We start from the raw sequence: 20,917 nt of genomic DNA, 5'->3' as shown, positions 1-20,917 counted from the left end.
GGGAGTGGAACGATGACTGACTCCGTCTACGACATCTCCGTGCCCGGGGACGAGCCCGTCGCGGGCTGGCACCCCGGCCGGCCGGGCACCGAGGTCGGTGGCCGTCGTGCTGCGCGGCTCGCGGCCGCCGCGGCGCAGCAGCCGACCTCGCCCGGCCTGGAGGCACGGGTCACCACCGCCCCGGCCGGTCCGGTCCACGACCTGTCGAGCGACACGGCCGCGTGGCCGTCGCCGTCGGCCCCGGCCCCGGCCCCGGCCCCGGTCCAGGCTCCGGCCGCGACGTGGCCCGTCCCGACCGGCGACCCCGTCGCCGTGCCGGTCGCGCAGCCGCACGCCGCGCCCGCGACGCCGCCCGCAGCCGTCCCGCCGTCGACGGCGTCCTACGGGTACGCCGACGCCGCGACCCAGCACCTGCCGGTCGTGCCCGCGGACCCGACCACGGTCCTCCAGGCCGTCCACGCACCCACCTACGCGCCCGCACCCGACGGTCAGGCCGAGATCAACTTCACGCGCCACGCGCGCGAAGTCGCGGACCCCGACCTCATCACCGCGCTCGCGCAGGTGGTCTACCAGGGCGCGTCCGACCTGCACCTCACCGCGGACGCCGCCCCCACCGTGCGCGTCGACGGGTCGCTCCGGCCCGCCGTCCCCGGCGGTCCGTGGGCCCGCAACAAGGTGATCGCCGCGCTCAAGACGCTGCTGTCCGTCGAGCAGGCCGGCCAGTTCGACCACGAGCAGGAGCTCGACTTCGCGTACTCGCTGTCGCCGGAGTACCGCTTCCGCGTGAACTACTACCAGCAGCGCGGCAACTGGGGCGCGGCGTTCCGCATCATCCCCACCAAGATCAAGACCCTCAAGGAACTCGGCATCCCCGAGTACGTGGGGGAGTTCGCCAAGCTGCCCCGCGGACTGGTGCTCGTCACCGGACCGACCGGCTCCGGCAAGTCGACCACCCTCGCCGCGCTCATCGACCTGGTCAACGAGACCCGTGCCGACCACATCGTGACGGTCGAGGACCCGATCGAGTTCATGCACGACCACAAGAAGGCGATCATCAACCAGCGAGAGGTGGGTGCGGACACGCACTCCTTCGCCGCCGCCCTGAAGCACGTGCTCCGTCAGGACCCGGACGTCATCCTGATCGGTGAGCTCCGCGACCTCGAGACCATCTCCGTCGCCCTCACCGCCGCCGAGACCGGCCACCTCGTGTTCGCGACCCTGCACACGCAGAGCGCTCCGGGCACGATCGACCGCGTCATCGACGTCTTCCCGCCGCACCAGCAGGGACAGATCCGCACGCAGCTCGCCTCCACGCTCGAAGGCGTCGTCTGCCAGACCCTCGTGCCGAAGGCCAACGGCTCCGGCCGCGTCGTCGCCACCGAGATCATGAAGACCACCCCGGCCATCGGGAACCTCGTGCGCGAGGGCAAGACCTACCAGATCACCTCGGCCATGCAGGCCGGGCGCGACATGGGCATGCACACGATGGACCAGGACCTCGCCGAACTCGTCAACGTCGGCACCATCACGCGGAAGGCCGCGCTCGAGAAGGTGCACGACCTCGAGGGCTTCGACCGGCTCGTGCAGCGCGTCGAATCGCCGTCCGACTCCTCCGCCGCGGCCATCGCCGCGTCCGAGATCGACTTCGGCGACAAGTACTCAGGAGGCCACTGATGTCGCTCGCCTACGACTACCGAGGGCGCGACGGCGCCGGCAAGCTCGTGAAGGGGCGGCTCGACGCGTCCTCCGAAGGAGCCGTCGTCCAGCGGTTGCGGGGGATGGGCGTCTCGCCGATCGCCATCACCGAGGCGAAGGCCGGCACGGGGCTGCAGACCGAGATCAAGATCCCCGGGTTCGAGAAGGGCGTGGGGCTCAAGGACCTGGCGATCATGTCGCGGCAGGCCTCGACCATGCTGTCGTCCGGGCTCTCGCTGCTCCGGGCGCTGTCGATCCTGTCCGACCAGACGGAGAACAAGAAGCTCAAGGACATCCTGGGCAAGGTCCGGGACGACGTCGAGCGTGGTGTCTCGTTCTCGGACGCCGTGGCGAAGTACCCGGTGGACTTCCCGCCGATCATGATCAACATGATCCGGGCGGGGGAGACGGGCGGGTTCCTCGATCAGGCGATGGACTCGATCGCGACGAACTTCGAGAAGGAGCACAAGCTCCGCGCGACGATCAAGTCGGCGATGACGTACCCGGTGGTCGTGTTGTGCATGTCCCTGGTCGCCGTCGTGATCATGCTCGTGTTCATCGTGCCGATCTTCCAGAAGATGTTCTCGTCCCTCGGTGGTCAGCTGCCGTTGCCCACGATGATGCTGGTGTACGCGTCGCACGCCATGGTCTACGTCGGACCGGTCCTCGCCGTCGCGATCGTCGTGTTCTGGTTCTGGTGGCGGGCGAACAAGAACACCGACCGCGTCCGCGCCGTCATCGATCCGGTCAAACTCCGGCTGCCCGTCTTCGGGCAGCTCAACCGGAAGATCGTGATCGCGAGGTTCGCGCGGAACCTCTCCGACATGATCGGAGCGGGCGTACCCATCCTGCAGGCGTTGGAGATCGCGGGCGAGGTGTCGAACAACTTCGTCGTGGAAAAGGCAATCCAACGAGTTTCGGAATCGGTCCGAAAAGGGGAATCGATCGCGGTCCCACTTGCGCGGGAATCGGTATTCCCGACGATGGTCTCGCAAATGGTCGCGGTGGGTGAGGATGCCGGCTCTCTGGAGATCATGCTCGAGAAGATCTCCGCGTTCTACGACAGCGAGGTGGAATCGACGACCGAGGCGCTCACGTCACTCATCGAACCGCTCCTCATCGCGTTCCTCGGTGTGGTCGTCGGCGGCATGATCGTGGCGCTGTACCTCCCGATCTTCCAGATCACCTCCCTCGTCAAGTAGACGCCGGCTGTCGCGAACCACCCCCTCCACGGGGGTGGTTCGCCTTTTACCACCCCCGGTACTGGGGGCATTTCACACCCCGGATCACCCCCGTTCTCGGGATTATGCGCGGATTTTGCGCTGAATACGCTTGACCGCGGCGGCAGAGCAAGCCCCGAACGCAATCCATCACATTCCCGAAAGAACGGAATCACCATGTACTTCGCTCTCATGGGCAAGCTCGACGCTCGCCGCAAGGGTCTCCTCGAGGACAAGGAGAAGGGCTTCACGCTCATCGAACTCCTCGTCGTCGTCATCATCATCGGCATCCTCGCCGCGATCGCCATCCCGGTCTACCTGAGCGTGCAGAACAACGCGAAGGACGCCTCCGCGAAGTCGGACATCCAGAACGCCAAGACGGCGGTCATCGCCGCGTACACGGCGAACAACACCTTCCCGGCAAACCTCTCCAGCCTGAACGGGTACAGCCCGAGCGGGACGTACGAGTCGGGCAAGGGCGTCACCCCGTCGCTCGTTCGTTCGAACGTCACCGCCGGCACGTTCTGCATCCAGGTCACGAGCAACTCGACCAAGCAGTTCTACGTCGACCAGGACGGTGGCGCGAAGGACGGCGCCTGCCCGGCCGTCTCCTGACCTGAGACCTCAGACCTGAGACCTGACGGGCGGACCCGGCTCGACGCGAGTCCGGTCCGCCCGTCTTCCTGTCTCTCCCCGTCCACTGCTTCCCGGAGGTGCTGTCGTGCTGCGACTCTCGGCGCTGATCAGCGACGCACGTGATCGTGACGAGGGCTTCTCGATCATCGAGGTCCTCGTCGCCATGACGGTGTTCGCCATGATCGCGGCCGGCGTGGCGATGGGCATCGCCAGTTCGCTCTACCTGGCCCACGGCTCCCGGTCACGCGAGGTCGCGATCGGCCTCGCGCAGGACGCGATCGACAGGGCCCGCACCTCGACCAACCTGTTCGGAGTGGTCGACGAGACGAAGCCTGTGCGGGTCGGCGAGGTCGACTACTCCGTGCAGCAGACAGCGCGGTGGGTACCGACCGCTGGAACCGCGAACGCGTGTGGAGCCGGTGGCGGACCCCTCGCCTACAAGCGCGTGTCCATGACCGTGAGCTGGACCGCCGGTGGCCGCGGGGAGGCGCAGTCGATCTCGATGAACAGCATGGTGGCGCCGACGTCGTCCGTGACGGCCGCGAACCTCGGCACGATCATCGTCTCGGTGTCGCGCGTCGACGGGAGCGGCAACCCGGGTGTCAGTGTCTCGATCGGCCCGAACGCCAGTCCGAACGGCGCTTCGGCGATCACGTCCACGATCCCGCAGACCGATTCGACGGGCTGCTCGTACGCCGTCAACGTCAAGCCGGGACGCTACGACGTCGCCCTCGCGAAGTCCGGCAACATCGACGACGGCACGTCCTCCGGGTCGCTCGGTGCCCAGACGACGAGGCCCTCGACCACGGTCACCGTGACCGCGAACCAGACGTCCGCGGCGAACTTCAACTACGACACGGCACTGACGATCGCCCCTCAGTGGACGGACCCGAATGCCGGCGCCGCGACCTTCACATCGCCGACCAGCACCCCGGTGTCGCTGCGGCGGAAGACGGCGGACTACGGCCCGTACGCCGCCGGGACCACCACCCAGGTCTTCCCGTACGCCGACGGGTACAAGGCCGTGCCGGGCACCCCTGCGTCCTGCTCGAGCGTCGATCCGGAGAACTGGACCACCGCGAACGGAAGTGCCGTGACCCCGCGCAGCGCTGCGCAGCCCCTCGCCGGTACGAACGCGGTCAAGGCGCCCGTGCAGATCCTGACGGTCAAGTTGGCAGGCAAGCTCGACAACGCCCTGACCGCCACGACGACCACGCCGAACGCCAACTCCGGCGACCCCGGATGCGCGACCACGACCAGTTACACGTTCACCGGCCTGCCCGTCGGCGGGACCGCGACCATCGCGCTGCCGTACGGCACGTACACGCTGCGGTCGGGCACCGTCACGTCGATCCTGGGTGGTGTCATCAGCATCGCCTTCGCGAGTGGGACACCGAACGTCACCACGGCGACGGGCGTGACGACCGCATCGAACAAGGTCATGCTCGACCCGAGGCGTGCGCCGTGATGCGACTCCTGCGGCGGCTCCACGCGGACGAACGCGGGGTCTCACTCGCCGAGCTGATCGTCGCGCTCAGCGTGACCGTCCTGTTGCTCGCCATGGTCGGTGCGTTCTTCGCCTCGGTCTCCCGCGCGTCCACGACGGCCACCGGCGTGGACTCGAACACCCGAGTCGCGTCGACGGCCATGCGGGAGATGCAGCGCATGCTCCGAGTCGCATCGAACAACCCGGTGTCGAGCGGGGTCGACACGCAGTACGCGTTCCAGTACGCGTCGCCCACGTCGGCTCGCTTCTTCGCCTACATCAACCTCAACTCGGCCGTGGACGTGCAACCGGTCGAGGTGCAGTTCACGCTCGACCCCGCAAAGGGGACGATCACCGAGACGAAGTGGAACGGCACCCCGACCGACGTGACGAAGAGCTACTACGACTTCCCGCGCGCCTCGACCGCGACCTTGACCGACCGGCCGACCTCGACGCTCACGCTCGCTTCGTCCGTCGTCCCGACCACGCTGTTCACCTACCGTGACGCGGCCGGAGCTCCGATCGGTGCCGGTGCCAGTGTCCTCAGCGCCGCACAGCTGCAGACCGTCGCCTCGGTGACGGTCGCCCTCACCGTGGGGGAGCGCGACTCGACCAGACCGACCGCCGCCAACAACGTCTCGCTCACCAGCACGGTGGGCATGCCGAACCTCCGGAGCTGATCGTGCACCGAATCCTCTCCCTCCTCCGGTCGAAGGACGACGACCGGGGTGTCGCGCTCGTCGCCGTGCTCGGCATCGGGATGGTCGTCCTGATCCTCGCGGCCACCATGATGGGGATCGCGACGACCGGCGCAACGAAGACGAGCTCGGATCGCGACTACGCGAACGCGATGGCGGCGGCCTACGCGGGACTCGCCGACTACCAGTCCCGGGTGAACGCCGACAACAACTACGCCACGAAGTACGGTGACGCGAGCCAGGCGTTCAGCAGCGGGGACACGTTCCCGAACAGCACGGGCGGCAACTCGGCGTTCACGAGCTGGGTCGCCGTCCCGGACTCGGCCGGCGCCGGTGGCGGCACGTTCTACCGGTACGCCGTCGACAACAGCATCTACGGCCAGCAGGGCATCGTCCGAGTCCAGGTGACCGGCAAGGCCGGCAGCACGACCAGGAGCCTCGTGGCCAACGTCAAGCCGGACGGGTTCTCGAGCTACCTCTACTGGACCGACTACGAGTCCGGCGACCCGGCCATCACCGGTGAGGACTGCACGAACGTCTACCAGAACGCCGACTACAGTGCGCGTCCGACGAACGGCGACACCGCGTGCAGCAAGATCCAGTTCCAGGACGGCGACGTGCTGAACGGGCCCATCCGGTCGAACGACATGCTCCTGATCTGCGGCGGGACCTTCAAGAGCACCGTCCAGTCGGCGCAGGGATGGAGCAACCGGGTGTGCAGCCCGACCAGGACGCCGGCGTTCCAGTACTACAGCGGCTACCAACCTGAGATCGTCGGCTCGTACACCCCGCCGTCCACGATCAGTGCGGGTCGGGACCGGATGTACTCCGACGACGCGGCCGTCACCGGGACCTCGCAGGGCACGGGCTGCCTCTACACCGGGCCCACCCAGATCACGTTCCTCGGCAATGGGAAGATGACCGTGCGGTCGCCCCTCACCCTCGCCACCAACCTGCAGAAGTCGTCGCCGTACGGTTCCGCACCAGCGAAGTGCGGAGCGATCTCGGACCTCCGAGGCGCGGGCGCCACCCTGAGCACGAGCCTCCTGGCGAACAACCTCATCTACGTGCAGGACGAACCGGCTTCGGCCGGCAGCGGGAGCACGACGAACCCGAACTACTACTGGTCCAAGTACACGACGGCCACCGCGCTGTCCGCGTGCATGAAGAGCCCCTCGGTGACCGACAACGGTCTCGGCTTCCCGTACACCGGATCGGTCTCAGGGCTGTCCGGCACGTACAGCGAGTCCATCCCCAGGAACGCCCAGGGCGGACCGGTCCCCTTCGCGACTGCCTACGGTTGCACCAACGGCGACCTCTTCGTCTCCGGGAAGGTCGACGCCTCGATCACGCTCGATGCCGAGAACTACGTCTACATCACCGGTGACCTCCAGTACACCGCCGGCCGTGCCGCGTCGACGGTGCTCGGCATCGTCGGTCAAGAGGCAGTCCTGGTCTGGAACCCGATCTACGTCAACAGCAGGGGGACCAATTACCCCTTCCTGCCGGACAACCGCACCGTCTCGGGCGCGATCCTGTCGAACCAGGGGACCTTCACCGTCCAGAACTACGCCTACGGCGGCGACCGCGGAACCCTCACGGTGAACGGGTCGATCGCGCAGCGGTACCGCGGAGCGGTCGGCAAGGGCTCCAACGGGTACCTCAAGTCGTACGGCTACGACTCGAGTCTGGCGAGCTACACGCCCCCGTTCTTCCCCCAACCGGTCGTCACGACGTACAAGGTGACGTCCCAGATCGAGGTGCGTCCCGCGTACGACGCGAACGGGAGCCCGCGATGACCGGCGCGCTCGTGATCCTGTCGTTCGGAGCCGTGATCGGCCTGGCGGTCGGCTCGTTCCTGAACGTGGTCGTCCACCGGGTCCCCGCCGGACTGTCCGTCGTCGCGCCGTCGAGCGCCTGTCCTCGGTGTGATCATGCAATCCGCGCCCGCGACAACGTGCCCGTCCTGTCGTGGATCGCCCTGCGAGGGCGCTGCCGAGACTGCGCTGCACCGATCTCGGTGCGGTACCCCCTGGTCGAACTCGCCACGGCGCTGCTGTTCGCCCTGGTCGTCCTCCGCTTCGGCCCACCGCTCGCCGGCGCGACGGACGGACGGTCGGCTGCCGTCGCGACGATCGAACTCGTCGCGATGCTCTACCTGATGGCGATCTCGGTCGCCCTGGCGCTTATCGACCTCGAGGTGCACCGCCTCCCCAACTCCGTGGTCCTCCCGGCGTACCCGGTCATCGCGGTGCTCCTCGTGGTCGCCGCAGCCCTCTCGGGTGACTGGGGTGCGGTGCTGCGTGCCGGGATCGGCTTGGTCGTCCTCGGTGGGGCGTACCTGGCGCTCGCCATCGCGGTGCCCGGCGGCATGGGTCTCGGGGACGTCAAGCTCGCCGGCGTCCTGGGGCTGGTGCTCGCGTACCTCGGATGGGGACCCCTCGCAGTGGGAGCTTTCGGCGCGTTCGTGCTCGGAGGTACCTTCGCCATCGGCCTCATCGTGGTCGGACGCGCGAAGCGCGGCTCCGGTATCCCGTTCGGCCCCTGGATGCTCGGCGGCGCCTGGCTCGGTGTGTTCTTCGGCCAGCCGCTGCTCGACGGGTACCTGCGGATCATCGGACTGGTTTGAGGAAGGACTTGCACATGGCGAAGAGCGTCGTCGGCATCGACATCGGCGGTGAGACCATCCGCGGTGTCGAGGTCGCGAACCCCGACAAGCCGGAGCCCGTGATCCAGCGCGTGGCCGAGGTCCCCCTGCCGTCCGGGGCGACCAAGCGCGGCGAGGTCCTCGAACCGAACACGATCGCAGCCAGCCTCAAGGAGCTCTGGCGCATCGGACGCTTCCGCTCGAAGGACGTCGTGCTCGGCATGGGGAACCAGCGAGTGCTGTCCCGTGACCTGACAGTGCCCAAGGCGCCGTTGGCGCAGATCCGGGAGTCGCTCCCGTTCCAGGTACAGGACATGCTGCCGGTGCCGGTCGGGGACGCGATCCTGGACTTCTACCCGGTCTCGGAAGAAGTCGGCCCGGAAGGTCCCCTCGTCACCGGCCTCCTCATCGCCGCCATCAAGGACGCGGTCCTGGCGAACGTGCGCGCGGTGCAGCTGGCCGGGCTCAACCCCGTGGGCGTGGATCTCATCCCGTTCGCGCTCACTCGGGTCTACCTCCCGGCGTCTCGGTTCCCGGGAACGCACGCGCTCGCCGAGGTCGGAGCGAACACCACGACCATCGTCATCGCGGAGAACGGCGTCCCGCAGTTCGTCCGCATCGTGCCGTCGGGCGGGGACGACCTCACCGTTGCGCTGTCCACGGCGCTCGAGATCCCGGTCGAGCAGGCCGAAGCGGTCAAGCGTTGGATCGGGCTCGGGACGCGTGCTCAGACGCCGGACGACCTCCGCGCGGCCGCGACCATCCGTGAGCTCAGCAACGAGCTGCTCATGAGCCTCCGCAACACCGTCAACTACTTCGTCGGGACCCGCCCGGGCACGACCGTCGCCAGCATCGTCCTCGCCGGCGGCGGCGCCCAGCTGCCGGGGTTCGCCGAGGCATTGCAAGCGCAGACCGGAACCACGGTGCGCATCGGCGATGCGTTCGCGGACGCTGCAGCGAGCCGGTCGATCCGCCGCGAGGACATCACGACGCGGGGGCTGTCCATCGCCGCCGCCTGGGGTCTGGCCACCGGGAGCAGTGCAGCATGACGAAACTCCTCGAACCGTCGAAGCGCCGGACTGCCGGATCGACCGAGACGCGCATCGCGGCGGAGACCGCCCAGCGCACCAAGCGACAGGGACGGTCCGCTGCGACCACGCTCGTGATCGGCGGTCTGCCGCGCGTCGATCTCCTCCCGACCGAAGTGCTCGTGGACCGTCGGCAGCGCGCCGGCGTGCGTCGGGCATGGCTCGGCGTGGTCGTCGTGGCCGTGGCCGTGGGCGCGGTCATCGCGCTCGCGTCGGCGAGTGCGATGGAGGCGGACGCGCAGCTCGCTCAGGCTCAGCAGGAGACCGACGCACTGCTCGTCCAGCAGCAGCAGTTCCGGGACGTGCGGAGCATCGAGAGCCAGTCGGATCTTCTCCGATCTGCCCAGTCCGTCGGGGGATCGACCGAGATCGACTGGCAGGCGACCCTGCAACGTGTGCAGGACTCCCTCCCGCCGGGGGTCACCATCACCGGCGTGCAGATCGACTCCGCGACGCCGCTGGAGGCGTACGCGCAGCCCACCACGCCGCTCCAGGGCCAGCGCGTCGCGACCCTGACCATCGACGCTGCGAGTCCGACGCTCCCGTCGGTCCCTGCTTGGCTCGACTCGGTGAAGCGCATCCCGGCCTTCGTCGACGCGAACGCGAACTCGGTGACGCTCGATGCGTCGACGAACGTCTACACGGTCGACATGACGATCCACCTCGATGAGCGCGCATTCGACGGCAAGTACGACCCGAAGGGCAAGTCATGAGCCGCAACCGCCTGATGCTCCTCCTCGCGGCCGTTGCCGCACTCGCGATCGCTGCCGGAGGGTTCTTCCTCGGCGTCCAGCCGCAGCTCGACCGGGCGACGGCCGCCAAGGCGGACCGCGCGAGCGTCGAGGCGGGCAACAGCACGACGCGGACGGAACTCGGTCGGCTCCGCGAGCAGGCGAAGTCCCTGCCCAAGATGCAGGCGGAACTCGCAGCCCTCCGCGCCTCCGTCCCCTCGTCGGCGAGCGCGTCGACCTTCATTAGCCAGCTGAACGCCACCGCGACCGCCACCGGCGTCAAGGTGTCGACGATGACCCTCGGTGACGCGCAGGCGTACGCCCCTCCAGCCACCGCTGCGGGATCGGGAGAGGCAGCGAGCGCCGAGGCGTCCAGCGCAGCCACGGCGACGCCGACACCGAGTGCGACCGCAACCGCGTCGACTCCCGCCGTGCCGGCGGCGCCGGTGACGGTGACGGACAGCGCCATCACCGCCCTGAACTTCTCCGTCATCCCGGTCTCGGTGTCGGTGAAGGGTGAGTTCGCCCAGGCACTGGCCTTCGTGAAGGGCGTGCAGGCGAATCCGCGATTGTTCCTGATCGACTCGATCTCGTCGTCCATCGAGACCGCGGCGTCCGCGGACTCGGGGGGCGTCGCCGAGACGCCTTCCTGGACCTTCAGCGGCTCGGTCTACGTGCTCTCGGACGCCGGTCAGAAGGCGACGAGCAGCACCCCCACCAACGGCTGATCCACCCCCGCGGAACACCCCTCCGACTGGGGTCCCCCACGCCACGCCGAACCCTCTTCCGCGACGCCTGTCGCTGTGCGTACGATGCTCCTGACGCCGCACTCGCGGCTGCTCACACCCCTCTCGAACGGTCGGCTCGAATCGGCCGTTCCTCGTCGTGCCCGGAGTCGCGCGTGTTGTACGGAATCGTGGAGTTCCTCGGCTGGTTCGGAGCCGTAACCGTCCTAGCAGGTTACATTCTCTTCTCGACGGGCAAGCTGCCGAACGGCCCCGTCTACCAACTGTTCAACCTCGTCGGAGGCCTCGCGGTCGCGGTCAACGTCGCGGCGCACCACGCGATCCCGTCGACGATCGTGAACGGCATCTGGGCGATCGTCGCGGTGGTCGTCCTGGTGAAGATGGCGAAGGCCCGCCGCGTGGCGAAGCGCGCCGCCGAGCACGGCGCGCCGATCGACTCCGAGCAGCCGGTCCTGCACACCGAGCCGCCGGCGACGACCGCGGTCCTGCCCATCGTCGGGCCGGCGCTGCGCGACCACGAGCCGGACGTGGCCGGCGAGGCGGACGCGGCCCCGGGCCTCCAGGCAGTGGCCCACGCGACGGATGCGACGGCCGACACGGCAGACGCGACGGCCGACGCGACGGCCGACACGGCAGACGCGACGACCGGAGCAACGGCGGAAGCGACGACCGCCGCCGCCCCGATGACCGAGTCCATCCCCGTCATCACCGCAACGATCGCCCTCGCCCTCGTCGCTGCAGCCCAGGGCCAGGCCGACCGCCAGGACCGAGCGGCACGCGCCGAGGACGACGACCACGCCGACGAGCCGCGCCGCGCGGACTCCACCCGCGCCTGACGCTCCCAGCGATACGATCGCCGCATGTCCCGGTGGTTGATCGCGACGATGACGTCGGTGCTCTTCATCGCGCTCGTCATCGCGGTGACGGGCTTCGAAGCCCTGCTCGCCGACGTCGAGGTCATCTCGCAGCCCGACGCCACCCCGTACCTCGGGCCGGCGATGGTGCTCGGCGGTGCGACCGTGGTCTTCCTCGCGACTGCGGTCGGTGCCCGTGACGGCAACCCCGGCGTCACCGGCCTCGTCGCGGCGGCGACCGCGTACCTCGTGATGCTCGGCGTCGGGGCGGTCGGCTACGCCCTGGTCCGGTCGGACCTCACCGAGCTGCTGGTCTTCCCGGCGGGCTACGCCCTCGGCCCGTTCGTCGTGGGCTCCGTGGTGGTGGTCCTGCTCTGCGTGGTCGGCGGCATCGCGACGGCGCGACACCAGGCGAAGACCCCGGGGGCCCCGACGACGACCACGAGCACGAGCGATGACGGAGCCCGGCGGTAGGATTCCGGCAGCGACACCAGCACCACGACGGGGGACCGATGACCGACCAGCACGAGCCCGACGGCTGGGGAGCCGTCCCGACCGTCGACACGATCAGCGGTACGCCCGGGGCACCGCTGGACGCAGCGCACTCGGCACCGGCGTCCGCCGCGGCACCGGCACCCCGCCCTCGCCGCAAGCTCCGCCGCGGCGCCCTCATCGGCATCATCGCCGGCGGCACGGCGATCGTGCTGCTCGCCGTCGCGGGGATCGTCGGCTACTCGGTCGGTACGGCCTCGCACTCGGCGGACCGTCCGGTGCGGGCGTTCCTCGACGACCTGACGGCCGGCAAGGTCGACGACGCGCTGCAGGCGGCCGGCATCGAGCACGACAAGGACGACGTCCTCCTCACAGAAGCGGCGTACAAGAAGGCGACCGGGCGCGTCACGGGGTACCGGATCGCGGCCACCCGCGACGACGGCGACACCGCGACGGTCACCGCCTACCTCAAGCAGGACGGCCGCGACGTCTCGACGACGTTCACGCTCGACAAGACCGGCACCGAGTGGGGTGTGTTCCCGGTCTGGGAACTCCAGGCGCCGAAGCTCGGCACGGTGGACGTCAGTGTCCGCGGGCCGTCGGGTGCGAAGGTGACCGTCGCCGGCCAGTCGGTCACGACCGCGAAGGACGGCACGGCCGAGCTCCCCGCGCTGCCCGGCACGTACGAGGTCGCACTCGACGGCGGCAAGTGGTTCGAGGCGGACGGTTCGAAGGCGACGGTCGCGGGCTTCGGTGGCGAGGTCTCGACGCCGGTGTCGATGACGACGAAGCTGACGGCAGCGGGCGAGCAGTCGGCCAAGGCCGCGGTGGACGCCTGGGTGAACGGCTGCATCGCCTCGACCGACGCGTCGCCGAAGGGCTGCAGTTTCTACGCCTACGGCGAGGACCCCGCCTACACCTACACGAACCAGAAGTGGACCCTCGAGACCCGTCCGGCCGTCTCGGTCGGCGGCTGGGTCTCGTCCGGCTGGCTCGTGACGACGACGACGTTCGGCCGCGCCACGTTCACCGCGGACATCTCCGGTCCGGGTGGCGTCGGGACGGCTTCGGCCGGTCCGATGAACGTCAACGCGAGCGGGTACATCACCGGCTTCACCGACCAGGGCGCCACGTTCCGGTCGGCGATCGGCAACGGTTCGACCGACACGGGATCCTGACCGTCCGCCACCCGGCGGATCACCCGGCCTGGAGGCGCGGCTCGACCCCGCCACGCACCTCGCCCGCCCGAGTGGTCACCGCCCGGTCGCGCGACTGGCAGGCTGCACCGACGCGCGGAGCCGTCTCGGCGTAGCGCCCCGCGCGCAGGGTGCGCACCCGCACGGCGGGTGTTCGCCCAGGGCGGTCACCACGGGCCTCCAGGGCGACGCGCCCGGATTGATTTCGCTGTGTGACGCGGGTAGTCTCTTCTCGGTGTGCGCCCTAAGGCGCGCCCGAAAAAACCGGTACGACCCTCGGTCGGCCGGAATCCGTCCCCCACTCGTCGTCCGCCGTCAGGCGGTGATCAGCGTGGGACGAGGAAGCCGGCGGACCGCGTCGGCCAGAGAGCACGAGCAGGACCAGGAGAACAGTTGCCTACTATTCAGCAGCTCGTTCGCAAGGGTCGTTCGCCGAAGGTCACCAAGACCAAGGCGCCGGCACTGAAGGCGAACCCCCAGCAGCGTGGTGTGTGCACCCGCGTCTACACCACCACCCCCAAGAAGCCGAACTCGGCACTGCGCAAGGTCGCTCGTGTGAAGCTCTCGAACGGTACCGAGGTCACGGCCTACATCCCCGGTGAGGGCCACAACCTCCAGGAGCACTCGATGGTGCTCGTCCGTGGCGGTCGTGTGAAGGACCTCCCCGGTGTCCGCTACAAGATCATCCGCGGCGCGCTCGACACGCAGGCCGTGAAGAACCGTAAGCAGGCACGTAGCCGCTACGGCGCGAAGAAGGGTTGAGCCAATGCCTCGTAAGGGTCCCGCCCCCAAGCGTCCCGTCGTCGCAGACCCCGTCTACGGCGCACCGATCGTCTCCCAGCTCGTGAACAAGATCCTGCTGGACGGCAAGAAGGGCCTCGCCGAGCGCATCGTCTACGACGCACTCGAAGGGGTCACCGCCAAGAACCAGCAGGACGCCGTCGTGACGCTCAAGAAGGCGCTCGACAACGTCCGTCCGACCCTCGAGGTCCGCAGCCGCCGCGTCGGTGGCTCGACCTACCAGGTGCCGGTCGAGGTCAAGCCGCACCGCGCGAACACCCTCGCGCTCCGCTGGCTCACCTCGTACGCCAAGGCCCGTCGCGAGAAGACGATGACCGAGCGTCTCATGAACGAGATCCTCGACGCGTCGAACGGTCTCGGTGCCGCGGTCAAGCGCCGCGAGGACACGCACAAGATGGCCGAGTCGAACAAGGCCTTCGCCCACTACCGCTGGTAAGTCCGGCCTGGTAGTCCCGGCACCGTCCGGGCGCCGGTGGTGAAGAACCCCGGCGCCCGGCCGGCCGCCAACCTCTCCTACAACTCTTCCGGAGGAACCCTGTGGCACAGGACGTGCTCACCGACCTGAACAAGGTCCGCAACATCGGCATCATGGCGCACATCGATGCCGGCAAGACCACGACGACCGAGCGCATCCTGTTCTACACGGGCATCACGCACAAGATCGGTGAGGTCCACGACGGCGCTGCCACGATGGACTGGATGGCGCAGGAGCAGGAGCGCGGCATCACGATCACGTCGGCCGCGACGACCTGCTTCTGGGACAACAACCAGATCAACATCATCGACACCCCCGGTCACGTGGACTTCACGGTCGAGGTGGAGCGCTCGCTCCGCGTCCTCGACGGTGCGGTCGCCGTCTTCGACGGCAAGGAGGGCGTCGAGCCCCAGTCCGAGACCGTGTGGCGTCAGGCTGACAAGTACGACGTCCCGCGCATCTGCTTCGTCAACAAGATGGACAAGCTGGGCGCCGACTTCTACTACACCGTCGACACCATCGTGAACCGCCTCGGCGCGGAGCCCCTCGTGCTCCAGCTGCCGATCGGCTCCGAGAGCTCGTTCGAAGGCGTCGTCGACCTCGTCCAGATGCGTGCGCTCACCTGGCGCGGCGACGCCAAGGGTGACGTCGCGATGGGTGCGAAGTACGAGATCGAGGAGATCCCGGCCGACCTCGCCGACCGCGCCGCCGAGTACCGCGAGAAGCTCATCGAGCGCGTGGCCGAGGCCGACGACGAGCTGCTGAACCGCTACCTCGAGGGCGACACCGACTTCTCGGTGGCCGAGATCAAGGCTGCGATCCGCAAGCTCACCGTCAGCAGCGAGCTCTACCCGGTGCTGTGCGGTTCCGCGTTCAAGAACCGCGGTGTCCAGCCGATGCTCGACGCCGTCATCGACTACCTCCCGTCCCCGCTCGACGTGCCGCCGATGATCGGCCACGACGTCAAGGACGAGGAGAAGGAGATCATCCGCAAGCCCGACGCCACGGAGCCGTTCTCGGCCCTCGCGTTCAAGGTCGCGGTGCACCCCTTCTTCGGTCGTCTGACGTACGTCCGCGTCTACTCCGGCTCGATCGAGTCCGGTGCCCAGGTCATCAACTCGACCAAGGGCAAGAAGGAGCGCATCGGGAAGATCTTCCAGATGCACTCCAACAAGGAGAACCCGGTCGCCAACGTGACCGCTGGCCACATCTACGCGGTCATCGGCCTCAAGGACACCACCACCGGTGACACCCTGTGCGACCCGGCGAACCAGGTCGTCCTCGAGTCGATGACGTTCCCGGAGCCGGTCATCGAGGTCGCGATCGAGCCGAACACGAAGGCCGACCAGGAGAAGCTCTCCACGGCCATCCAGAAGCTCGCCGAAGAGGACCCGACGTTCCGCGTCGAGCTCAACGCCGAGACCGGTCAGACGACGATCAAGGGCATGGGCGAGCTCCACCTCGACATCCTCGTCGACCGCATGAAGCGCGAGTTCCACGTCGAGGCCAGCGTCGGCAAGCCCCAGGTGGCCTACCGTGAGACGCTGACCAAGGTCGTCGAGCGCTACGACTACACCCACAAGAAGCAGACCGGTGGCTCCGGTCAGTTCGCGAAGGTGCAGATCGCGCTCGAGCCGATGGAGGTCACGAGCGAGAAGGTCTACGAGTTCGTCAACGCGACCTCCGGTGGCCGTGTCCCGCGCGAGTACATCCCGTCGGTCGACGCCGGCATCCAGGACGCCATGCAGGTCGGCATCCTCGCGGGCTACCCGACGGTCGGCGTGAAGGCCACCCTCAAGGACGGCGCGGCGCACGACGTCGACTCGTCCGAGATGGCGTTCAAGATCGCCGGTTCGATCGCCTACAAGGAAGCGGCTCGCAAGGCCGGTCCGGCGATCCTCGAGCCGATCATGGCCGTCGAGGTCCGTACGCCCGAGGAGTACATGGGCGACGTCATCGGTGACCTGAACTCCCGTCGTGGCCAGATCGCCTCGATGGAGGACGCGTCCGGCGTCAAGGTGGTCCGCGCGAGCGTGCCGCTGTCCGAGATGTTCGGCTACGTCGGCGACCTGCGGTCGAAGACCTCTGGTCGTGCCGTCTACTCGATGACCTTCGAGACCTACAGCCAGGTCCCGGCCAAGGTCGCCGAGGAGATCATCGCGAAGAACGCGGGGGAGTAACGCTCCAGCGTTTCTCCACAGGCGAGGGAGCCCGGCGACGGGCCCCTCGTCACCAAGTAAAGTAAAGACACACACCGCGCACCAACGATCCCGCGCCCAACACGGGCCGGTCGGGGGTGTCGCTTCCGAGTCCTGAGGAGGACCCCAGTGGCCAAGGCCAAGTTCGAGCGCACCAAGCCGCACGTCAACATCGGAACCATCGGTCACGTCGACCACGGCAAGACGACGCTCACGGCGGCGATCACCAAGGTTCTGCACGACCAGTACCCGGACCTCAACGAGGCCCGTGACTTCGCGCAGATCGACAGCGCTCCCGAGGAGCGCGACCGCGGTATCACGATCAACATCTCGCACGTCGAGTACCAGACCGAGAAGCGTCACTACGCGCACGTCGACGCTCCGGGTCACGCCGACTACGTGAAGAACATGATCACGGGTGCGGCGCAGATGGACGGCGCGATCCTCGTGGTCGCCGCCACCGACGGCCCGATGCCCCAGACGCGTGAGCACGTGCTGCTCGCTCGCCAGGTCGGCGTCCCGTACATCGTCGTCGCGCTGAACAAGTCCGACATGGTGGACGACGAGGAGATCCTGGAGCTCGTCGAGCTCGAGGTCCGCGAGCTGCTCGGCTCGCAGGAGTTCGACGAGGACGCGCCCGTCGTGCAGGTCTCGGCGCTCAAGGCGCTCGAGGGCGACGAGAAGTGGGTCAAGTCCGTCCAGGACCTCATGGCCGCCGTCGACGAGTCCGTTCCGGACCCGGTGCGCGCCACCGACCAGCCCTTCCTGATGCCGATCGAGGACGTCTTCACGATCACCGGTCGTGGCACCGTCGTCACCGGTCGTGTCGAGCGTGGCACGCTCGACCTGAACTCCGAGGTCGAGATCGTCGGCATCCGCCCGACGCAGAAGACCACGGTCACGGGCATCGAGATGTTCCGCAAGCTGCTCGACAAGGCCGAGGCTGGTGACAACACCGGTCTGCTCATCCGTGGCCTCAAGCGCGAGGACGTGGAGCGCGGCCAGGTCGTCGTCAAGCCCGGTTCGGTCACGCCGCACACGGACTTCAAGGCGAACGCGTACATCCTGACCAAGGACGAGGGTGGGCGTCACAACCCGTTCTACGCGAACTACCGCCCGCAGTTCTACTTCCGCACCACGGACGTCACCGGCGTCATCACGCTGCCCGAGGGCACCGAGATGGTCATGCCCGGCGACACCGTCTCCATGACCGTCGAGCTCATCCAGCCGATCGCCATGGAGCCGGGCCTCCGCTTCGCCATCCGTGAGGGTGGTCGTACGGTCGGCGCCGGTACGGTCGAAGAGATCACCAAGTAACTCCGGGTACCTGCGACAGCGGGGTCGGGCCTTCGGGTCCGGCCCCGCTTTCCGTTTGCCAGGAGTTCTCCCGCGTTCGGCGGACAAGACGCCCGTGGGCGGGCACGATGGCGGCCAAGCGGTCGGGACGTCCGGCCATCGAACGGCCGGTTCGCCCGGCCGGACAGGGAGGCACCATGGCCGGCTTCGACGACATCCAGAAGAACGTCTCCGAGAAGGCGCAAGAGGTCACCGACAAGGCGAAGGCCTTCGTCGACGAGAACCGGGACAAGATCGAGGAGGCCGTCAAGAGCGACAAGGCCGAGGAGGTCTCCGACAAGATCATCCACGGCCTGGCCGACGGCATCAAGAAGGTCACCGGCGGCAAGTTCGACGATCAGATCGACAAGACCGCGAAGGACCTCGACGACAAGATCGGGAACGACGGCGCCGGCACGGCCTGATGCTCGCCACCCGGGGCGCCGCTCCGACGACCGTCTCAGAAGCCGTGGGCGGCACCCTGCCCGCCGGAGCGCTCGCTCCGGCGATCACGGCACGAGATGCTGACGGCGATCGCGTACGCGGGCGTCCAGCCGACTGACCGTCGCACGCTGACCGGACGGCTCGCGATGGCCGCCGGGGCGATCCTGCTGGTCGCGCGCCGACGCGGTCGAGCGTGACCACCTGACGGCCTGGAGGCGCGGTGCGGGCCTGCACCGCGCCTCCAGGCCGTGACCTGGCCCGGTCACAGGCACGCGCGTGTTGCATCGACGACGTGACACGCCTCCGCCGCTCCGCGACCAACGGTCGCGGCTACCACCGCGTCCGCAGTGGCCGCGGGTTCTCGTACCGCGACCCGGACGGCAAGACCGTCACCGACCCCGAGATCCGGCAGCGGCTCGAGGACTTCGTCATCCCGCCCGCGTGGGACGACGTCTGGATCTCGCCCTACGAGAACGGCCACATCCTGGCCACCGGCATCGACGGCGCCGGCCGACGGCAGTACATGTACCACCCGGGCTGGCGCGAGCGGATGGACCGGATCAAGTACGACCGTGCCCTCGCGCTCGCCGAGTCGCTGCCGTCCGCCCGCCGGATGGTCACGCAGGACCTCCGCCGACCGGAGCCGGACCGGCAGCGCGCGCTGGCGGCCGCGTTCCGGATGCTCGACCAGGGCTCCCTGCGGGTCGGGTCGGAGCGGTACGCCACGGAGCACGGCAGCCGCGGGCTCTCCACGCTCCTCTGCGCGCACGCCCACGTCTCCGGCGACGACATCGAGCTCGACTTCCCCGGCAAGAGCGGTCAGGAGTGGTCCTCGTCCATCCACGACCCGGACCTCGCCTCGGTCATCGTCGGGATGAAGCGGCGCGGGCCGAACGCCCGGCTGCTCTCCTTCCGCGAACGCCGCGGTGCCGAGTGGGAACCGCTCTCCGCCGAGGACATCAACGCCTACGTCAAGGAGCGCGCCGGCGAGGAGTTCACCGCGAAGGACTTCCGGACCCTGCACGGCACCGTGGCCGCGGCCGTCGACCTGGCCAAGACCGGGCCGCTGCCGTCCGAGGCGAAGCGGAAGAAGGCGGTCTCGCACGCCGTGAAGGTCGCGAGCGAGGAGCTCGGGAACACCCCGACGGTGTGCCGGCAGAGCTACATCGACCCGCGGTTGCTCGACGCGTACGACCACGGCGAGACCATCGACCCCGGTCGTCTGCACGCCGCGGAGTCCGAGGTCCGGGCCCTCCTCTACCGGCAGTGACGCGGAACACGCCGGGATGACGTACCGTTGGACCTCGTGCCCGACCACCCCCACACGGGCACGGAAGGACCCCCACCAGTCGTGACAGACGAGTGCATCCACGGATTCGAGACCGAGCTCTGCGACATCTGCGCCCCGCGCCATCGTGCGGCGTCGGAGATCCCCACCGCCCCGACCCCCCGGCGGACCCGGATCACCACCTCCCTCCGGAGCGTCCCCGGCCAGGCCGCGACCCCCGCGTCCTCGCTGCGGTCCCCGGTCCCCGACCTCCCCGAGGCGCGTGACTTCGCGTCGCTCCGGGCCCACCACGTGACCCACGTGGACAACCTCGACGACATCGTCGGGTCCGGAGCCATCCTGGCGTCCGACGCCGTCACCCCGGTCGTCGACGTCGCGTCGGCCACCGCGCGTGCGGCGCGTGCCGAGGCCACCGCCCCGGACGGTTCGTCCGTCGCCGGGCACGTGCCCTTCACCCTCTCGCCCGACGCCACCCGCTGGGACGAACTCCGCACCGGCGCCGAGGGCGAGCGCTGGTCCGACGCGGCACGCCGGACCAAGGCGACCGAGTACATCATGCTCGTCGTGCCCGTCTCGGCCTTCGGTGCGTCGGTGATCGTCGCCGACCAGGACGCCGACGCCGACGACGTCCGCTTCGCCGTCGGTCCCGAGGCCGCGACGAACCTCATCCGCCGCACGGACTTCACCGACCCGGAGATGCTCGGCCTCGAGCTCCTCGCCGGGCCGAGCGTGCCGTTCTCCGCCGTCGCGGTGATCGGCGTACCGAACGACCGCGTCCGACAGACCGTCAAGGCGGTGCTGCAGGACCACGGTGGCCATGCTCCCCGGGTCGCGGTCTTCCCCCCGTGGTTCGTCCCGCCGGTCGTCGCCGAGTAGCGCGCACGACC

20 protein-coding genes are annotated in these 20,917 nt (G+C 68.8%); all 20 read left to right on the top strand.

The features are described from left to right. Nucleotides 1-12 precede the first annotated feature (12 nt). The 20 genes from BIU96_RS19010 (at nt 13) to BIU96_RS10445 (ending at nt 20,906) form a co-directional block, all read left to right on the top strand. Entirely contained in the window at nt 13-1,674 is a 1,662-nt protein-coding gene (locus BIU96_RS19010; RefSeq protein WP_083402815.1) for a type IV pilus twitching motility protein PilT, read from the top strand. Then, complete coding sequence (locus tag BIU96_RS10535) at nt 1,674-2,897, top strand: type II secretion system F family protein (protein ID WP_083402814.1); 1,224 nt, start codon at nt 1,674-1,676, stop codon at nt 2,895-2,897. Before BIU96_RS19010 ends, BIU96_RS10535 begins: the two co-directional genes overlap by 1 nt. A gap of 195 nt (nt 2,898-3,092) precedes the next feature. Beyond that, nucleotides 3,093-3,530: a type IV pilin protein gene (locus BIU96_RS20495; protein ID WP_071292562.1), complete on the top strand. Its 438-nt coding sequence runs from the start codon at nt 3,093-3,095 to the stop codon at nt 3,528-3,530. Between the two features lie 106 nt (nt 3,531-3,636). Beyond that, a complete protein-coding gene (locus BIU96_RS10525) occupies nt 3,637-5,019 on the top strand; it encodes a prepilin-type N-terminal cleavage/methylation domain-containing protein (protein ID WP_071292561.1) in 1,383 nt (460 codons plus the stop codon). Next, entirely contained in the window at nt 5,016-5,717 is a 702-nt protein-coding gene (locus BIU96_RS10520) for a hypothetical protein (protein ID WP_139199957.1), read from the top strand. Before BIU96_RS10525 ends, BIU96_RS10520 begins: the two co-directional genes overlap by 4 nt. A gap of 2 nt (nt 5,718-5,719) precedes the next feature. Then, a complete protein-coding gene (locus BIU96_RS10515) occupies nt 5,720-7,534 on the top strand; it encodes a hypothetical protein (RefSeq protein WP_071292559.1) in 1,815 nt (604 codons plus the stop codon). Further along, nucleotides 7,531-8,364: an A24 family peptidase gene (locus BIU96_RS10510; protein ID WP_071292558.1), complete on the top strand. Its 834-nt coding sequence runs from the start codon at nt 7,531-7,533 to the stop codon at nt 8,362-8,364. The genes BIU96_RS10515 and BIU96_RS10510 overlap by 4 nt, the downstream gene beginning before the upstream one ends. 14 nt (nt 8,365-8,378) lie before the next feature. After that, on the top strand, nt 8,379-9,431 hold the full coding sequence (gene pilM / locus BIU96_RS10505; RefSeq protein WP_071292557.1) for a type IV pilus assembly protein PilM: 1,053 nt from the start codon (nt 8,379-8,381) through the stop codon (nt 9,429-9,431). Beyond that, nucleotides 9,428-10,183 (top strand): hypothetical protein, encoded by a 756-nt coding sequence (locus tag BIU96_RS10500; RefSeq protein WP_083402812.1) that lies wholly within the window; start codon nt 9,428-9,430, stop codon nt 10,181-10,183. The genes pilM and BIU96_RS10500 overlap by 4 nt, the downstream gene beginning before the upstream one ends. Further along, nucleotides 10,180-10,929 carry a hypothetical protein gene (locus BIU96_RS10495; RefSeq protein WP_071292556.1) on the top strand — a complete coding sequence of 250 codons (750 nt, stop codon included), beginning with the start codon at nt 10,180-10,182 and terminating at the stop codon, nt 10,927-10,929. The genes BIU96_RS10500 and BIU96_RS10495 overlap by 4 nt, the downstream gene beginning before the upstream one ends. 173 nt (nt 10,930-11,102) lie before the next feature. Next, nucleotides 11,103-11,783, top strand: a complete 681-nt coding sequence (locus BIU96_RS10490) for a hypothetical protein (RefSeq protein ID WP_139199956.1) — start codon at nt 11,103-11,105, stop codon at nt 11,781-11,783. Nucleotides 11,784-11,807: 24 nt separating this feature from the next. Then, complete coding sequence (locus tag BIU96_RS10485) at nt 11,808-12,275, top strand: DUF6121 family protein (RefSeq protein WP_071292554.1); 468 nt, start codon at nt 11,808-11,810, stop codon at nt 12,273-12,275. Nucleotides 12,276-12,313: 38 nt separating this feature from the next. After that, nucleotides 12,314-13,471 carry a hypothetical protein gene (locus BIU96_RS10480; protein WP_071292553.1) on the top strand — a complete coding sequence of 386 codons (1,158 nt, stop codon included), beginning with the start codon at nt 12,314-12,316 and terminating at the stop codon, nt 13,469-13,471. A gap of 411 nt (nt 13,472-13,882) precedes the next feature. After that, nucleotides 13,883-14,251: a 30S ribosomal protein S12 gene (rpsL, locus tag BIU96_RS10475; RefSeq protein WP_071292552.1), complete on the top strand. Its 369-nt coding sequence runs from the start codon at nt 13,883-13,885 to the stop codon at nt 14,249-14,251. 4 nt (nt 14,252-14,255) lie between these two features. Further along, entirely contained in the window at nt 14,256-14,726 is a 471-nt protein-coding gene (gene rpsG / locus BIU96_RS10470) for a 30S ribosomal protein S7 (protein WP_056121395.1), read from the top strand. A 101-nt stretch (nt 14,727-14,827) separates the two neighbouring features. Continuing rightward, nucleotides 14,828-16,945 (top strand): elongation factor G, encoded by a 2,118-nt coding sequence (gene fusA / locus BIU96_RS10465; RefSeq protein WP_071292551.1) that lies wholly within the window; start codon nt 14,828-14,830, stop codon nt 16,943-16,945. 147 nt (nt 16,946-17,092) lie between these two features. Then, the gene (tuf, locus tag BIU96_RS10460) at nt 17,093-18,280 is read left to right on the top strand and encodes an elongation factor Tu (protein ID WP_071292550.1); all 1,188 of its coding nucleotides are present in this window, start codon (nt 17,093-17,095) and stop codon (nt 18,278-18,280) included. A 176-nt stretch (nt 18,281-18,456) separates the two neighbouring features. Next, nucleotides 18,457-18,723, top strand: a complete 267-nt coding sequence (locus BIU96_RS10455; protein WP_071292549.1) for an Rv0909 family putative TA system antitoxin — start codon at nt 18,457-18,459, stop codon at nt 18,721-18,723. Nucleotides 18,724-19,034: 311 nt separating this feature from the next. Continuing rightward, the gene (locus BIU96_RS10450) at nt 19,035-20,012 is read left to right on the top strand and encodes a DNA topoisomerase IB (RefSeq protein WP_071292548.1); all 978 of its coding nucleotides are present in this window, start codon (nt 19,035-19,037) and stop codon (nt 20,010-20,012) included. An 81-nt stretch (nt 20,013-20,093) separates the two neighbouring features. Continuing rightward, nucleotides 20,094-20,906: a DarT ssDNA thymidine ADP-ribosyltransferase family protein gene (locus BIU96_RS10445; protein WP_071292547.1), complete on the top strand. Its 813-nt coding sequence runs from the start codon at nt 20,094-20,096 to the stop codon at nt 20,904-20,906. Nucleotides 20,907-20,917 lie beyond the last annotated feature (11 nt).

The organism is Curtobacterium sp. MCBA15_008 (assembly GCF_001865065.1).
Taxonomy (GTDB): domain Bacteria; phylum Actinomycetota; class Actinomycetes; order Actinomycetales; family Microbacteriaceae; genus Curtobacterium.
The sequence above is the reverse complement of the archived record's forward strand: the minus strand, read 5'-3'. Positions and strand labels throughout refer to the sequence as shown.

Excerpts from the sequence above, each read along its gene's own strand:
- BIU96_RS19010 (WP_083402815.1), top strand. The coding sequence starts at position 13 with ATGACTGACTCCGTCTACGACATCTCCGTGCCCGGGGACGAGCCCGTC.
- BIU96_RS10535 (WP_083402814.1), top strand. The coding sequence starts at position 1,674 with ATGTCGCTCGCCTACGACTACCGAGGGCGCGACGGCGCCGGCAAGCTC.
- BIU96_RS20495 (WP_071292562.1), top strand. The coding sequence starts at position 3,093 with ATGTACTTCGCTCTCATGGGCAAGCTCGACGCTCGCCGCAAGGGTCTC.
- BIU96_RS10510 (WP_071292558.1), top strand. The coding sequence starts at position 7,531 with ATGACCGGCGCGCTCGTGATCCTGTCGTTCGGAGCCGTGATCGGCCTG.
- pilM (WP_071292557.1), top strand. The coding sequence starts at position 8,379 with ATGGCGAAGAGCGTCGTCGGCATCGACATCGGCGGTGAGACCATCCGC.
- BIU96_RS10500 (WP_083402812.1), top strand. The coding sequence starts at position 9,428 with ATGACGAAACTCCTCGAACCGTCGAAGCGCCGGACTGCCGGATCGACC.
- BIU96_RS10495 (WP_071292556.1), top strand. The coding sequence starts at position 10,180 with ATGAGCCGCAACCGCCTGATGCTCCTCCTCGCGGCCGTTGCCGCACTC.
- BIU96_RS10485 (WP_071292554.1), top strand. The coding sequence starts at position 11,808 with ATGTCCCGGTGGTTGATCGCGACGATGACGTCGGTGCTCTTCATCGCG.
- BIU96_RS10480 (WP_071292553.1), top strand. The coding sequence starts at position 12,314 with ATGACCGACCAGCACGAGCCCGACGGCTGGGGAGCCGTCCCGACCGTC.
- rpsG (WP_056121395.1), top strand. The coding sequence starts at position 14,256 with ATGCCTCGTAAGGGTCCCGCCCCCAAGCGTCCCGTCGTCGCAGACCCC.
- BIU96_RS10455 (WP_071292549.1), top strand. The coding sequence starts at position 18,457 with ATGGCCGGCTTCGACGACATCCAGAAGAACGTCTCCGAGAAGGCGCAA.